Genomic DNA, 15264 nt, shown 5'->3' with positions numbered 1-15264 from the left:
TGAAGCGGCGGGTGGGTTACGCGTTCCGTCCGAAGCGGGGTTCGCGGCGTTCCAGGAAGGAGTTCAGGCCTTCCAGCACACTGGGGCTGCCCGCGTTGGCGAGTGCCTCGTCAAGCTCCTTCCGGCGGGCTCGCACGCGGTTGCCGTCCGTCTGCCGCGAGAGCCGAGTGAGCGCGGCGAGCACGCGCGCGGGCGAGGCCGAAAGCGCCGCACATGTGTCGTCGAGAGCGGCGGATAGCCGGCCGTCCTCGACGACCTGGCCGACGAGACCGATCCGCAGTGCTTCGTTGGCGTCGATGACGGCACCGGTGAGCAACAACCGGTTTGCCGCCGCCGATCCGACCCTTGCGGCCAGCCGGTGCACGGTCCCGGCCAACGGCAACAGTCCGACGCGGGCGTGCCCGTCGGCGAACGTCGCGCTCCGCGCGGCAACGACGATGTCGGCCAGGCACACGATCTCCAGGCCGCCCGCCACGCACACACCGCCGACTCCGGCAACGATCGGGCACGGCAGGTCCTCCAAGTCCCACATCACCTGGGCGAGCTGGCTGAACACCTCCCGCAGACTGTCTGGGCTCTCGGCCAGGCTGGTGAACCACTCGAGGTCACCGCCGGCGGTGAAGGTGTCGTTGGCGCCGGTGATGACCAGCGCGGTGGGGTGCTCATCGCGGGCCACGCGGCAGGCCTCCCGCAGGGTGGCGAAACCCTCTGCGTTGAGGGCGTTTCGCCGCGCGGGGACATCCAGCACGACATACAGGGCTCCGCCGTGACGCTCCAGCCGCGCGCTCACTGCGGCTGCTTCTGACGTAGCAGGGGCTTCAGATGTTCAGCCACGTCCGCTGGAAACGCACAGCCGGACATATCCCGGATCGTGTCGATCTCCGCGGCGATATCGGCGGCAGTGAAACCGTGCGGCAGCCGCACACCCGCCGACTCCGCCCATCCGATGCGCGTTACCCGGCCACCGCCCGCGGCGAACAGCTCGCCGGAAACCATGCAGCCTTCCGAACACAGGTAGGTCACCAACGGGGCCACGTCATCGGCCGACAAGCCGGCGAAAGCGTCGCCAAGCGCCGTCATGGCCATGTCAGTCTGCGCCACCGGCGCGACGACGTTCGCCGCGATATCGTACGAACGTCCCTCCGCGGCGAGCGTCCGCCCCAGACCCACGACCGCCGCTTTCGCCGCTGCATAGTTGGCCTGCCCCACACTGCCGAACAGGCCGGCCGCCGACGAGACGAGTACCACCCGCCCGTATCGCTGCCGCCGGAAGTGCGGCCAGACCGCCCGCACCTGGTCGATGACGCCACCGAGATGCACGGACAGCACCTCCTGCACATCCATGTCGGTCAAGCGATGAACTGTCCGATCACGTACCACACCGGCGTTGCAGACCAAGGCATCCACGCGGCCGAACCGCTCCAGTGTCCGGCCGACCAACTCCCCTGCCACGCCGAGCGCACCGACGGCCGATTCGTCGGATTCGGCTTCCACACCAATCTCGTGACATTCGCCGGCGACCCGTGCGGCGGCTGTACCGTCCCGGTCGTTCACCACGAGCCGTAGTCCGGCTCGCGCCAGGTCCAGCGCGTAGGCACGGCCGAGCCCCGCGCCCGCTCCGGTCACGATCGCAACCCGGCTGCTCACCCGTACACCTCGCATAGTCGATCAGCATGTCCGACACATTAAACAAACAGACTTGTTTGTTTGTCAACGACCTGCCGGCATCAGACCAGTCACCGTGAACGTCATGGACGGCCGCAAGCACTGAAATGCGCGCACCACCGCATAAACCAACTTCGGCGCGAGGAGCTGGCTCACTTCGTCGAGAATCAGCGCGGCGACACGCAGAGCCCGCCAAGCGGGAGAACGCCGGTGAAGATCGGTGCGCCTGTTATGACCACATCAGCACCACGGTCACCATTCCGATTACTCTGTATGGTCTAATCGCCGCCGTGTGTTACTCACAGAGAGCAGTTGACGTGGCGGGAATGGCGGCTCGTCGGTGGGCGATCATTTCCACTGGCGGCTTGCCGGTGACCGTCGCTGGAGATGACCCCGCCACGTCGACACAGCGCGATTCGGCGTTGGGTTCAACACGCGACCACTGTGGATCGTGGTGGGTGGCATGACGATTTCGCCTGTTCCGTTCGTCATCGCTGGACTGTTCCTGCTGGTGTTTTTGGTCAGCTTCGGGCGAGACCAACGTAAGCTCCGCAACGGCTTTTACCTGTTCTTCGCGCTCGTGTTCCTCGCGATGGGCGTGTTGTTCGTGGTGGCTTCGGTGTCAGGGGCCGCTGCCGCGTTCCTGTTGTTCGTGGGCGTCGCGCTCGCCTCGTTGTCAATATTGGCCGTCGCCGTGTTTTTGATCTGCAACGGCATCACCATGCTTCGTCGCGAGGGGCGACGTCCTGCGAACCTGTTGTCCCTGCTAGCCGGAATCGCCATGGCCGCGTTTGTCCCAGTCAACTTCCTCATTGGACGGATCGGCTGGAAACCACTCTGGGTAACGTCATCCGCAGTCAACAGTGTACTGGCCTACATGTCGTTGCTGTTCATTTGTTTCCTGCTCTACGTTTTCGTGTACGGCCGGATCCGGATCCGGCACGCGGTCGATTTCATCGTCGTGCTCGGGGCCGGACTCCTCGAAGGCAAGCGCGTATCGCCGCTGCTGGCCAGTCGGCTCGATCGTGGACATCGCGTGTTCGATGCCGAAACGGCAAAGGGCAGAAACCCGGTACTGATCACCTCTGGCGGACAGGGGGCGGACGAAGCGATACCCGAAGCCGAGGCTATGGCCAATTACCTGACCTCCAATGGCGTATCCCAAGACAACATCCTGCTGGAGCAACAGTCACAAACGACGTGGGAGAACCTCACCTACAGCAAGGAACTCATGCGGACACACCAAGCCGACTACCGGTGTGTCATCGTCACCAACAACTTCCACGTCCTACGCGCCGCCCTGCTCGCCCGCAAAGCGAAGGTCAATGGCCACGTCATCGGATCACCGACGGCATGGTACTTCTGGCCAAGCGCCACTATCCGCGAATTCATCGCCATCTTCCTCGAACACCGCACCGCCAACATCACCATCTGCGTCCTCATCGTCGCGCTGCAGGTCGCGACGGCAATCTGGTGACCAGCCGGGGTTAGCTCAATCCCGTGACCGGGTCACCACTACCGGAATCGCCTATCCAGCACGGAACTTTCGGCCAGAGTTGCGGAGCAAACTCTCAGCCGAAAGTACTAGAACGATCCGACTCACGCCTGACGCACTCGGCATGCATTCGACGCGAAGGTGGTGACTACTGATCGAAGTTCGATACGAGCGCGGAGAAAGCGGGCAACGAATGGGACAGCAGGCTCATCGGCGACTGTGGCGGTTCGCTGCGTTGGCTACAACGGTGGGCATGGCCGGTATGGCCGCGCTGGCGATGGCAACGCCAGCAAACGCCATCATCAACGGCACGGATGCCACCGAGGACTACTCGTTCGTCACGACGATCCGTGACGCGCAGGGGCAACACTACTGTGGCGGCGCACTGATCGCCCCCGACTGGGTTGTGACCGCCGGCCACTGCACCCATCTGTCCGCAAAGGACATGTCGGTCCAGATCGGTAGCAATGATCGACAGCAAGGCGGCACCGAACGCAATGTCACGAAGATCGTCGAACATCCCGACTATGATCCCGAGCCCCTAGCACTACGACGCGACATCGCCCTGCTGAAGCTGGACGCGCCAGTCAGGCAGGAACCGATCCGGATCGCCGACACGAGAACCGAACCCTCCTCCCCCGTACGCATCATGGGTTGGGGGATGACCTGTGAGGACGGCACCGACTGTCCAGAACCTCCGACCACTCTGCAACAGTTGGACACCGAAATCGTGCGCGATAAGGCATGCACGGGATTCGAACCAGAAAGCGACACGTGCTCCGAACATCCAAGCGGCAAGGCACAGGCGTGCACCCTGGACTCCGGCGGACCCGTAATACAGCACAACTGGCGCGGATGGGAACTCAGCGGCGTCATGAGCCGAGACGGCGACTTCGACACCAACCCTCGATGCGTCGGCCCAATGATATGGACCGACACCGTGGCCCACAAGCCCTGGATCAAGGACACAATCGGGGGCGCGTGACCCGGCCCGGACAACGCGCGCAGAAAACTCCTCCCGCCTATCTATCCTATGTAGACTCGCGGAAACGCCGATCCCGTACCCATGACGTCTATCGGGAGTTGCGGTCAAGGCGGTGGGGCCGCACCTCACTCCCACAGCCGAGAAGTTCTTCGTGCACGACGGGGATGCGGTACTGGCGCCAGCACACCCGTCGAAACGCAGCGCAGGCATCGATATTTGCCTGCTCACCGCTCTGCGATCTCGACGAAGGACCCACACGACGTCTTTGCCTGCCGAACGACCTCAGTCACGTAGGAGCGTCGCCACCGCTTGATACACCTTCGTCGGATCCGGTTCGGCACCGATGATGATGTCAGCGTAGATGTACGACTCCGCGACCCGCACCAGCAGGTAGGCCATGTCGGGTAGGTCGAGTGGGAGTGCGTCGGCGTCCAGGTTGGCGACCAACAGGTCCTGCATAGCCGCGGTCATCCGCCCCTGCAATGAGCCTGCCCTGGTGGTTAGCACGCGCAGCGCGCGTTCGGGCTCGCGCCGCAGGAAGGTACGGAAGTAGTCCGCCGCGTGCAGTGCCTCGGCGAAGCTGCCGAGGGCGGCCGCGACCCGGGCACCGCGCTCCCCTTGCGCCGAGGCGACCGCGTCGCGCAGCGTCGGCTCAGCCAGCGACCAGAGCACCTCCGTCAGCAACTCGTCGCGGCTGCCGACCCAGCGAAACAATGTCGCCCTGCTGATACCGACATTGGCGGCGAGATCCTGCATCTCGATGCGCTCACCCGCCTTGAACCAGCGCCGGGCGATCTTGAACGCGGTCAGCGGATCTGGTTGCCGCTCAACCTTGGCCAGGCGTCGCGCTAGCGGCGTGTCGACGATCCGACACCTCCCAGTTTACGCAATTGCTGCTTCAACAACTGAAGAGACTCATCTATGAGTCAGATTAGCATCATGACCTTGGGTCATGAGTTCCAACTGCCGATATATGCTTCAGTTGAAACATAATCGAATCTGTTGCATCCCTAGCTCAGATGGGGTAGACAAAGCTGCTGAACGGGCGTTGTCCGCCCGCACCGGCAATGACGACGAGGGGTCCCACCCGCGCATTCACCACTGGAGGAGCCTGGTGAGCAAAACCGCACGCAGGCACGCACCGGCCGCGCTGATCACGGCAATGCTGACGCTGGCGCTCAGTGTCCTTATCGCCCCTGCGGGATCGGCCAGCCCAGCCGCCGGGAACGACAGCCGCGAATTCGCGCCGATCAACCGCCCCGGCCCGGCGCTGTCAGTTTCCGCGCCGACCCTGGCCAAGAGCCTCAACTGCACCGCCAACACCCAGAATTCGAAGCACAACGTGGTCTTGCTTGTGCACGGGACGACCAGCAATCCTGGCGAGAGCTTCGAGTGGAACTGGTTCCGCGCCCTGGACCGGCTCGACCGGCCCTACTGCGCGGTCACGCTGCCCAACCGCGCAATGAGCGACGCCCAGGTCTCCGCAGAATACGTGGTGCACGCCGTGCGGCACATCCACGAGACCAGCGGCCGCCAGGTGGACGTCCTTGGCCACAGCCAGGGCGGCCTGGTGCCACGCTTCGCCATGCGCTTCTGGCCGGACATCCGCCCGATGGTGGACGATTACGTTAGCTTCGGCGCCACCAATCACGGCTCATTCCTGGTCAACGCGCTGTGCCCGCCGGTGCTCGGCTGCGCACCGTCGCTGTGGCAGCAAACCTCCGACTCGAATTTCACCAAGGCCACCAACTCCGGCCAGGAAACCTTCGCAGGCATCTCCTACACCAACGTGTACACGCACACCGACGAGTTCGTGCGCCCCGCATTGGACGACACCGGCACCAGCTCACTACACAGCGGCGACGGCCGCATCACCAACGTCGCCATCCAGGACGTCTGCCCGCTGGGCCTGACATCCGAGCACATCGCCGTCGGAACCTACGACCCGGTCGCCTACGCGCTAGCGATGGACGCACTAGATCACGACGGACCCACGCGGCCGAGCCGAGTGCCGCGGTCGGTATGCACCCAGCCGTTCATGCCCGGCGTGGAAGCGACCCGATTCCCAACCGAGTACGTCAACGCGATGAGCGGCATCGCCAGCGAACTCGTGCTGCAACAACGCACCGACAAGGAACCCGAGCTCAAGCCCTACGTCTTCGCGAACTGAAGTCGAGCTTGATCGAGGATGGCGGCGACTGGTAGCGAGGATGGCGCTACCAGTCCTCCTATACGTGACGGCTCCGCTCGTGCGCCTGCAGCCGCAGTCCGACACAGATTCAGCCTGGTGGGTTGCGGTGGTCATCGTTTCCCGCCCTCGCGGTGTGGTGGGATCAGCGGCCGATCGCACCGTCGATCAACTCGCGGAGAATGTCGATGTGTCCCGCATGTCGACCGGTCTCTTCGATCATGTGGGCAAGTACCCAACGGACGCTGGGAGTGCGGCGTCCCGCGCGCGGCCGAGGGACAGGTGCGGCGAGATCAGTACAACGGTCGAGTACCTTGTTCACGTGCTCCACGGTCTCCCGGTAGCGAGCAATGACGTCGGCAACGCTGTCCGCTGGAGCGGCCCGAAACGTTGCCTGCCAGTCGGTGACCTCGGCGCCGAGGAACATCGAACGCTCCACGTAGGTCAGATGATTGAGCAGGCCGAGCAGACTCGTGCCCGAGGGCACCTGGGGCTGACGCACCTCAGGTTCAGGCGCCGTCTCGACCTTGCCGGCAATAGACATCCGAAGATAGTCAAGGAAACCTCGCAGGACGTCGCTCTCGCTCTCGCCGGTACGAGGCGGTGGGGTGTCGCGGCGGGAGGTAGTAGGCACGGTCGGTTCCTTTCTGTGCGATGGGATCGCTGTGATTTCTAGGGTCCGGTGGTACGGCGGACGAGCAGGACATGGTCAGTGACCTGAGCGGTCTGTCCCCCAGGGCCGGTGGCGGTACGCTGGAGCGTTGCTGTTGTCTCGGCGCTCCAGACGAGTGGGTCCAAGTCGAGTTCTGCATAGATCTCGTGCGGGCCGGGATATCGGACGTTCGAGTCTCGATTCCATGACCAGGGGGCAGCCGATCCGTGATCGACCACAAGCAGACGTCCACCCGGGACAAGCGCGTGTGCCGCGGTTCGCAGGAGTTGTGCACGATCCAGAGCGAAGGGGGTGCGCAAATAATGCGCGTTGACCAGATCAAACATGCCGCTTGGAAACGAAGTCTGTAGATCGTGGACGGTCGCAGTGATCCGGTCATCGAGTCCACGTACGTTGGCTAGGTAGTCAAGTCGCTGGACCGCAGTGGCCGAGATGTCGATGGCGGTGACCATCCAGCCACGGCTGGCCAGCCAGATCGCATCACCACCGTCGCCACACCCCAGGTCCAAGACATCGCCGGTAGGCAAGTCGGGCACCATCTCAGCGAGACGCGCATTCGTCTGGATGAGCATGAGTTGATCTGGAAGCGTAGAGATTTTCCCAGAACTCCGCCGGAATTTCGTGACGCATAGCTGAACCCCTCGTCGATCATCGCGGTTCCCCGCCTTGCCGTGACATCAGTGAGGATTGCACCAGGACTTGCGAAATTGCTAACGTCTTTGCAGAACTGCAAATCGATCCCACACGGCCAGGATGTATGGCGAGGAACGACGGCCGGAGCGATACATGGATGACGATGAGGTCCTCGACGCGGTTGGTTCTCGGCTGCGCGGATTCCGCCAAGCACTGGGATTGAATCTGGCTGAACTAGCCAACCGCAGCGGAATCTCGATAAGTACGATCTCTCGGCTCGAACGTGGTCTAGTCCGCCCCGGGCTTGAACAGCTCCTCCCTTTGGCGCGGGTTTACGGTCTGCCGTTGGATGAACTTGTGGCGGCGCCTCGTGTCGGTGATCCACGCGTGCATCTCAAAGCGGTCCGTAAGCACGGTTTGACCTTCATCCCACTCGGCGTGCGCGCTGGTGGTCTCCAAGCCTTCAAAGTGATCTATAAACCGATCTCGAAGTCTCGGCCTCCGCACTACAACACTCACCCCGGACGCGAGTGGCTCTACGTCCTCGACGGCTCGGTCAACCTCGTTCTCGCCGACCAGCGAACCCTGCTCAAAACCGGCGAGGCCGCCGAGTTCGACACGATGACTCCACACTGGATCGCCAATGCCCGTGACGATCAACCAGCCGAAATCATCGCCATCTACGGCCACCAAGGCGAACGAATCCACCTCACCGACCTGTGACGCGACAGATTCACCAAATGCGCGGCTTCCCTAGTCGCTAGCCGACCGGGTACGCCGGTAATGACGGCGGGCCTTGAATCGGTTGCCACAAATCGCCATCGAGCACCATTGGGCGGTGTTGGCCCTGCTGCGGTCGAGGAGAAACCGGCAGCATTCGGAGTTGGCGCAAGGACGGAGTCGACCGGGAGCACGCTCGTTGATCGTCGCCCACGCAAGCAGTGCTCGTGCCGCGAGGGTCTCGTCTGCCGGCACGTCCAACTCCCACGTGAGCGATCCCTCGTGCAATCGGGGACGTAGCGCGATCCGTTCAAGCTGCCTCGCAAGGACCTGTGCTGGCGACCTACCACGGGTGACATCTTGGATCGCGCCACGGACGCTCCGCAGCGACCTGATCTCGCCGGCCGTACCGGCGCCACCCTGCGCTCTCGCCCAGTTCTCAGCCGTAGGTGAATCAGCAAGGTGATCGACCCGCTCGTTGCCCACCACAGGCGTGGTGTTCAGCAGCTCCAACAGCAAATCTTCGTCTTCACGTGTCACCGAATTCACAGCTAACCCCCTTGCGTTCACTTGACAGGTTAGCACTCCGCTGGTCGACTGTCCGTATAACCATCAAACATATATCTAGAAGGTTAGGCTGATGACTGCAATCCATCACCAGTTCGCCGAGGTCGACGGACACCGGATTTTCTACCGCGAGGCAGGCCCCAGCGATGCACCGACGATTGTGCTGCTGCACGGCTACCCGACAAGCTCATTCATGTTCCGTCGACTCATCCCGCTGCTCGCCGAGCAATATCACGTGGTAGCACCGGATCACCTGGGCTTCGGCTTCTCGGACGCACCCAGCATCCAGCACTTCGCCTACACCTTCGACAGGCTCGCCCAGCTCACCGCCGCGCTGCTGGCAAACCTGAACATCACGCGCTATGCGATCTATGTGCAGGACTACGGCGCCCCCATCGGATGGCGACTGGCGTTGGAGAACCCGTCGGCAATCACGGCGATCATCAGTCAGAACGGCAACGCCTACGACGAAGGCTTCGTCGACGGTTTTTGGGCCGACGTCTGGGCATACGCCGAGAATCAGAACGAGCAGACCGAGAGCGCCATCCGTGTTGCTCTGAGCTTCGACGCCATCAAATGGCAGTACGTGCACGGCGTACCCGACCCGAAGCTGGTGGATCCAGACACATGGGAGCACGACGTCGCGCTGATCTCACGGCCAGGCAATGACCTCGTCCAGCTCCAACTCTTCCGCGATTACGCCACCAACCCACCGCTATACCCCAGGCTGCACGAATACTTCCGCGCATCGCAGGTTCCGCTTCTGGCCGTCTGGGGCGAAAACGATGAGATCTTCGGACCAGCCGGTGCCACTGCGTTCACCCGGGATCTACCCAACGCCCACATCAAACTACTACCTGGCGGACATTTCCTGCTCGAATCCCATCTCGACGAAGTCGCCGCCCACATCCACACGTTCCTTGAGTCCACATTGAACAAATGAGGCCAGTACGCAAACTCTGCCAGCTCGACGGCGGATATTGACATTCACCATTTAGCTAATTACCATAGCCTTATGGTAAACACGGCTTCAGGCAGGAAGCAGGACCCCCGGTACCTCACCGTTGACGGCGGCCGGATCGCATACGATCTTCAGGGCGAAGGACCACTCGTCCTGTTGCTTCCCGGGATGGGCGAGCTGCGTTCGTCCTACCGCTTTCTGGCGCCCCAACTGGTGGAAGCCGGATACCAGGTCGCCGCGGTAGACCTCCGGGGACACGGGGACAGTGATCCGACCTTCGACTCCTACGGCGACGTCGAGACCGCATCGGACATCGCGGCGCTGTTGCGCCATGTTGGTTCGCCTGCCGTCGTCGTCGGAAACTCGATGTCGGCGGCCTCGGCGGTGATCGCCGCGGCCGAGCATCCTGAGCTGACCGAGGCACTCGTGTTGATTGGCCCGTTCGTTCGGAACCCGACGCACGTGTCGACATTCCAACGACTGCTACTCCGAGTCGCACTGGGCGGGCCGTGGGCTCGCGCGATGTGGAACGCCTATCTACCAACACTCTACAGTGGACGTAAACCTGACGATTTCGAGCATTACCGGAAAACCGTACTGGCCGCGATGAAGCGCCCTGGCTACACCAAAGCTTTCAAGCTCACCACCCGCGCCGACCACGAGCACGCCGAGCACGCGCTGGGCGGCGTGCAGGCACCCTCCCTGGTGGTGATGGGCCACCAGGATCCCGATTTCGCTGACCCAGCCGCCGAGGCGTCCTGGGTCAGCAACGCCCTGGGAAGTGCCATAGCGATCGTCGACAATGCTGGTCACTACCCACATGCGCAACAACCACGGACTACGGGGGACGCCATCATCGGATTTCTGCGCAACGTGCACCGCCATGCCTAGAGCCGGTCTGAGTACCCGGGCAGTGATCGAGTCCGCGGCCAAGATGCTCGATCAGCAGCCAGGGAAAGAGCTAGGTATCGCGGCCGTGGCTGAACACCTGGGAGTGCGGCCGCCCTCGTTGTACAAGCACATCGAAGGGGCGACAGGGCTTCGCCGCGGAATCATGCTGCACGCCAAAGCTGAACTCGCTACCGTTCTCGGGGAAGCCGCCATCGGCAAGGCACGCGAGGAGGCGGTCCACGGCATCTCCATCGCCTACCGGCAATGGGCGAAGACCCATCCTGGCCAGTACCCGTTGACCATGCGGGCACCCGCACCCGGCGACAAAGACGACGAAGAAGTCTCCGCCACGCTGGTCAACGTGCTCTACACGATTCTCGCGGGCTACCGGCTCGACGGGGATGACCTCATCGACGCCACTCGCTTCCTGCGATCGTCGCTGCACGGCTTCGTCGACCTGGAGACCACCAACGCCTTCCAGCTACCCCGAAACCTGGACAGAAGCTTCACCCGACTCATCATGAGCATCACGACATCATTGAACGATTGGGGACGGTCCTAACCGAGCGGACTCGAGCCACGGAAGGGAGGTCAGCTCGACAAGCGCCTCATCGAACGGTGTCGCGTGGCCCTGCCACACCCAGGCTCATCAGGGCCTGGCCGGATTCGTCACCTGCGGGAAATCTTGGGGTTCGCATACACAGGGCAATCGCCCGGCACGTCACCAAGAACCCGGAGTACCAGCATGAACAGCGACATCAGCGAACCCGGCACATCACCGCGACAGACGGACCCCAAGACAGTGCTGATTACCGGAGCCTCCAGCGGTATCGGCTCAGCAACCGCCCTACACCTGGCCGAACAGGGACACACCGTAGTTCTCGGCGCACGTCGTCAAGAACGGTTGGAAGCGCTGGTCTCGCAGATCAGCCGTCAGGGGGGCACCGCAGTCGCCGCCTCGCTGGATGTCACCGACCTCAGCAGCGTACGAGCTGCCGTCGACTACGCCGTCGAACGGTTCGGGCGACTCGATGTGCTGATCAACAACGCTGGAATCATGCCCCTCTCACCGCTTGAACAGGCACGCGTCGAGGAGTGGAACAGCATGATCGACGTCAACATCCGCGGCGTGCTGCACGGGATCACCGCGGCACAGCCGGTGATGCGCCGGCAAAGGAGCGGACAGATCATCACCGTGGCCTCCACCGGCGCGCACGAAGTACTGCCGACCGCGGCGGTCTACTGCGCCAGCAAATACGCCGCATGGGCTATCAGTGAAGGGCTGCGCGTCGAATCCGAACCATGGCTGCGGGTCACCACCGTCACCCCAGGCGTCACCGAATCGGAACTCGCCGACTCGATCTCCGACCCGGAAACGCGTGAGGCAATGCGCCAATACCGCGCCAACACCCTGCCTCCTGTGGCCATCGCCCAAGGGATCAGCTACGCCATCAACGCCAGCGACGGCACTGACGTCAACGAAATCGTCATCCGCCCCACAACGCAACGGCCTTGATACGCCAACGAATAGACCTCACCGCGAACTGCCTGCGGGTGCGCGATGTCCACGACACTCATCGGCATCCCGGGTGTGGTGCTCCCAGGTTGTGTGCGTCCTGGGAGACGTCGGCGATCCGAGCCATGGTCGAGGCATGAAGACTATTCTCGGTTCTGTGGCAGTGTGCCTCGCCGCGTTCCTGGCGGCCGCGTGTGCCGACAACTCGCCAGAGCGCGACGACACGCCCACCATGGCGGAAGCATCCAGGTCCGAGGAGACGATGAACGACTCAGCCACCTCCCGTTCGGGAGGCTCGGAGTGGGCAGCCGAGCATCCCTATGTGGGCATGTGGGTCACCGCCGATGGACACATCAGGCAGGAGCTCCTGCCTGATGGCCGGTACGACGAGGCGCGCGGCAACCGCCAGAGCGCCTACACCGGCCGGTACTGGATCACCGGTGACCGCATCGAGTACCGCGATGACACCGGGTTCAGCGCCGACGGCGAGTTCGACGGCGACGTGTTGCACCACGCGGGCTACGTCTTCTACCGCGAGGGCAGTCTGGCGCACCGGCGTGCTACGGAAGGCGATGAGTGATCGCCGACCATTGATCGGGCTCGCGTTTGCACTGGCGACGACGATGCACCTGCCGGACCGCGGCGATCTGCCCGGGTTATCGAGATCCGAGAACACTTGCGCCAGGGTCTATCGTCGCAGCCCTGACGGCCTTGTGTTCCGTGGTCGGACAGCCACGGTTGCTCTTGTCGCGGTAACCAGTCATCTGTGTGCCGTGGGAGGGTTCAGAAACAGGCTGCGCACGCCAACGCCCCGCTGTCCCGGTTTCTAAACCAGTGGCTGCCCATCGCGTGCGATCGTGGCGGCGTTCTACTCCACCGGGTGAATGCGGCCAGATTCACGACCGGGACAGTGTGGGATGGGCACTGGAGCTGAGCATTGACCTGGATCTAGCCAACACGCAGCAGCGATTGCGGGAGCTGTCATATCTGCCGGTCGACCGCTATGGGCGCTGCTTACGGCAGCTTGTTTCGAGCACTCTCCAAGACGACGATGACGCCGACGCCTGCGAATTGCGGCAGTAGAAATCGATTTCAGTGCCCCAGGTCGGTCAATTTGACACCGCGAACCCACTCTCCGATCCGTGACGCGACAGATCGGCTGGGTCGCGATTCGCTTTGCGAACACCGCATCGACGGGGCGACAGAAGCTTCGTCCGACTAATCAGCAGCATCACGACATCATTGAACGATTGGGGACAGCCGCAATCGAGATAATCAGTACCCGCCGTCGGCCGCCATCAACCCGTGACTCAGAGCTTTACCCCAGCGAGTTGGGCCGTTTGGCGCCAGAACCGGTCGATGAGTGTCTCGTCGTTGACTTGCTTGTTGGTCTGTCGCGGTTTCGCGAGCTTCTGTTGTGCGTAAAAACGCCCCGGCACCCAGTCGCTGCCGGGGGTGCCAGTCAGGAAGTACGCGAGGTTCGCTCCGCCCTTTTCTGGTGAGATCAACGCCAACCGTGACAGCGGGGTCCGATACAACAGTCGGGTGAGCAGGTCGTTGTTCTCCGCTCCGAAACTGGTGCGAACGTTGCCGGGATCGAATGCGACTGCGTTGATCCCCGTCGACTGATATTGGGTATGCATGCCTCGCGCGAACAGGATGTTCGCAAGTTTCGCATCGCCGTAGGCCCGCATCGGCGCATAGGTCTTCTCGTGGTTGAGGTCGTCGACATCGACCCTTCCCACGAGCTTCGCCGAGGCACTCGACGTGTTGACCACGGCGCCCTCCCCTGCCCGCAGTGAATCTAGGAGCAGATGCGTGAGCAGGAATGGGGCGAGAAGGTTGACCTGGAAGGTTTTCTCGTTGCCATCAACGGTCACGGTACGTTCACCAAAGACGCCTCCGGCGTTGTTCGCTAGGGCATCGATCTGATCGACTGAGCCTCGAATGTCCGCGGCTAGGCGTCGCACATCGTCCAACCGCGTGTAGTCCGCGACGAAGTAAGCCGCTGCCCCAACCTCGCGGGCAACGGCCGCGGTCTTCTGGGCCGATCGTCCCACAATGATGAGCCTGCTCTCGGGTCGTGCACGCGCGATCTGCCGCGCCGCCTCTGCCCCGATCCCATCGGAACCGCCCGTGATGACGATCGTCTTTCTAGTCATGATCTCACCTCATATGGCACGTTAGTGCTACTAGTGACACTCGGGTGCCACACATGTCTCAGACAGGCTAGCATGACGGGGTGAGGGAAAGAGACGTGTCACTTCGGGAACGGACTCGGCGCGCTGTGCGCGCCGAGTTGATCGATGCGGCGATGAGACTGTTCCTGAGCCAGGGGTTCGAGGTGACCACGGTCGAGGAGATCGCACAGGCCGCGGGCATCTCCAGGCGTAGTTACTTCCGCTATTTCGCTAGCAAGGACGAGGTGTTTGCCGGAGCACTCGCCTCCATCGGCCAGGCGATCGGCCATACACTCGCCAAGCGGCCACTGAGCGAGTCGCCATGGGACGCCCTGCGCCGCGCCTTCGACCCATTACTCGACCAAGCAGGTACGGACCCGAACGCTGAAGCCCTGGGCAGGCTCATGCTCGAACGCCCCAGCCTCCAACAAGGCAAACACACCGCATGGCAGACGGAGATCGCCACAGCTCTCGAAACCCGCCTTCCGGCCGACGCCACCGGCGACAGATCACTTAGCGCACAAGCCCTTGCCGCGGCGGCGATCGCCTGCCTGCACACCGCACAAGCGCAATGGCTGGCACCTGACGAGCACCGAGAGCTTGCCACACTGCTCGACATGAGCATGGATGCCGTACATCCATCACCTAGTCGCCGTGGGACGCTCGGCACCCGCGAGCCGGGCACGGTCGGCGATGGGAGTGTCCGATGAACGGTGGATCCGGCTTGGCATTGGTTAGTTTCCGGTTGGGGTGATGCGGCCTTCGAAGGCGATCGCGAAGGCGTTGAGCG

At 62.9% G+C, this 15264-nt stretch carries 17 protein-coding genes; 10 read left to right on the top strand and 7 right to left on the bottom strand.

The window, feature by feature from the left end; genetic code table 11:
- Positions 1 to 16: 16 nt before the first annotated feature.
- Positions 17 to 790, bottom strand: coding sequence for an enoyl-CoA hydratase/isomerase family protein (locus tag EV191_RS28635; RefSeq protein WP_132881074.1), 774 nt, complete (start codon positions 788 to 790; stop codon positions 17 to 19).
- Positions 787 to 1647 carry an SDR family NAD(P)-dependent oxidoreductase gene (locus tag EV191_RS28630; protein ID WP_165913154.1) on the bottom strand — a complete coding sequence of 287 codons (861 nt, stop codon included), beginning with the start codon at positions 1645 to 1647 and terminating at the stop codon, positions 787 to 789. Before EV191_RS28630 ends, EV191_RS28635 begins: the two co-directional genes overlap by 4 nt.
- Positions 1648 to 2128: 481 nt before the next feature.
- On the opposite strand from EV191_RS28630, the gene EV191_RS28625 reads away from it, so the two are divergent.
- A complete protein-coding gene (locus EV191_RS28625) occupies positions 2129 to 3142 on the top strand; it encodes a YdcF family protein (protein ID WP_132881071.1) in 1014 nt (337 codons plus the stop codon).
- Between the two features lie 271 nt (positions 3143 to 3413).
- Positions 3414 to 4145, top strand: coding sequence for a S1 family peptidase (locus EV191_RS28620; RefSeq protein WP_132881070.1), 732 nt, complete (start codon positions 3414 to 3416; stop codon positions 4143 to 4145).
- 282 nt (positions 4146 to 4427) lie between these two features.
- Here EV191_RS28620 and EV191_RS28615 read toward each other — a convergent pair whose 3' ends face one another.
- On the bottom strand, positions 4428 to 4901 hold the full coding sequence (locus tag EV191_RS28615; protein ID WP_165913153.1) for a QsdR family transcriptional regulator: 474 nt from the start codon (positions 4899 to 4901) through the stop codon (positions 4428 to 4430).
- Positions 4902 to 5259: 358 nt separating this feature from the next.
- On the opposite strand from EV191_RS28615, the gene EV191_RS28610 reads away from it, so the two are divergent.
- Positions 5260 to 6315, top strand: coding sequence for an esterase/lipase family protein (locus tag EV191_RS28610; protein ID WP_243659307.1), 1056 nt, complete (start codon positions 5260 to 5262; stop codon positions 6313 to 6315).
- A gap of 163 nt (positions 6316 to 6478) precedes the next feature.
- Here the strand turns inward: EV191_RS28610 and EV191_RS28605 are convergent, their stop codons facing one another.
- Positions 6479 to 6967, bottom strand: coding sequence for a DinB family protein (locus EV191_RS28605; RefSeq protein WP_132881066.1), 489 nt, complete (start codon positions 6965 to 6967; stop codon positions 6479 to 6481).
- 38 nt (positions 6968 to 7005) lie between these two features.
- The gene (locus tag EV191_RS28600; RefSeq protein ID WP_132881065.1) at positions 7006 to 7578 is read right to left on the bottom strand and encodes a class I SAM-dependent methyltransferase; all 573 of its coding nucleotides are present in this window, start codon (positions 7576 to 7578) and stop codon (positions 7006 to 7008) included.
- A 214-nt stretch (positions 7579 to 7792) separates the two neighbouring features.
- On the opposite strand from EV191_RS28600, the gene EV191_RS28595 reads away from it, so the two are divergent.
- Entirely contained in the window at positions 7793 to 8362 is a 570-nt protein-coding gene (locus EV191_RS28595; RefSeq protein WP_132881063.1) for a helix-turn-helix domain-containing protein, read from the top strand.
- A 30-nt stretch (positions 8363 to 8392) separates the two neighbouring features.
- Here the strand turns inward: EV191_RS28595 and EV191_RS30925 are convergent, their stop codons facing one another.
- On the bottom strand, positions 8393 to 8899 hold the full coding sequence (locus EV191_RS30925; RefSeq protein ID WP_132881062.1) for a CGNR zinc finger domain-containing protein: 507 nt from the start codon (positions 8897 to 8899) through the stop codon (positions 8393 to 8395).
- Between the two features lie 100 nt (positions 8900 to 8999).
- On the opposite strand from EV191_RS30925, the gene EV191_RS28585 reads away from it, so the two are divergent.
- From EV191_RS28585 to EV191_RS28565, 5 genes are all read left to right on the top strand, one after another.
- Positions 9000 to 9869 (top strand): alpha/beta fold hydrolase, encoded by an 870-nt coding sequence (locus EV191_RS28585; protein ID WP_132881060.1) that lies wholly within the window; start codon positions 9000 to 9002, stop codon positions 9867 to 9869.
- Positions 9870 to 9941: 72 nt separating this feature from the next.
- Entirely contained in the window at positions 9942 to 10778 is an 837-nt protein-coding gene (locus EV191_RS28580; protein ID WP_132881059.1) for an alpha/beta fold hydrolase, read from the top strand.
- Positions 10771 to 11340 (top strand): TetR/AcrR family transcriptional regulator, encoded by a 570-nt coding sequence (locus EV191_RS28575; protein ID WP_165913152.1) that lies wholly within the window; start codon positions 10771 to 10773, stop codon positions 11338 to 11340. The genes EV191_RS28580 and EV191_RS28575 overlap by 8 nt, the downstream gene beginning before the upstream one ends.
- Positions 11341 to 11523: 183 nt before the next feature.
- Positions 11524 to 12294 (top strand): SDR family oxidoreductase, encoded by a 771-nt coding sequence (locus EV191_RS28570; RefSeq protein WP_132881055.1) that lies wholly within the window; start codon positions 11524 to 11526, stop codon positions 12292 to 12294.
- Between the two features lie 157 nt (positions 12295 to 12451).
- Positions 12452 to 12874: an Atu4866 domain-containing protein gene (locus tag EV191_RS28565; RefSeq protein ID WP_424565511.1), complete on the top strand. Its 423-nt coding sequence runs from the start codon at positions 12452 to 12454 to the stop codon at positions 12872 to 12874.
- Between the two features lie 730 nt (positions 12875 to 13604).
- Here the strand turns inward: EV191_RS28565 and EV191_RS28560 are convergent.
- The gene (locus tag EV191_RS28560) at positions 13605 to 14456 is read right to left on the bottom strand and encodes an SDR family NAD(P)-dependent oxidoreductase (RefSeq protein WP_132881054.1); all 852 of its coding nucleotides are present in this window, start codon (positions 14454 to 14456) and stop codon (positions 13605 to 13607) included.
- 95 nt (positions 14457 to 14551) lie between these two features.
- Here EV191_RS28560 and EV191_RS28555 point away from each other — a divergent pair, with 95 nt between their 5' ends.
- The gene (locus tag EV191_RS28555) at positions 14552 to 15184 is read left to right on the top strand and encodes a TetR/AcrR family transcriptional regulator (protein ID WP_165913150.1); all 633 of its coding nucleotides are present in this window, start codon (positions 14552 to 14554) and stop codon (positions 15182 to 15184) included.
- The last annotated feature ends 80 nt before the right edge of the window (positions 15185 to 15264 follow it).

Origin of the sequence: Tamaricihabitans halophyticus, assembly GCF_004340875.1 — a bacterium.
Taxonomy (GTDB): Bacteria; Actinomycetota; Actinomycetes; order Mycobacteriales; family Pseudonocardiaceae; genus Tamaricihabitans; species Tamaricihabitans halophyticus.
The sequence above is the reverse complement of the archived record's forward strand: the minus strand, read 5'-3'. Positions and strand labels throughout refer to the sequence as shown.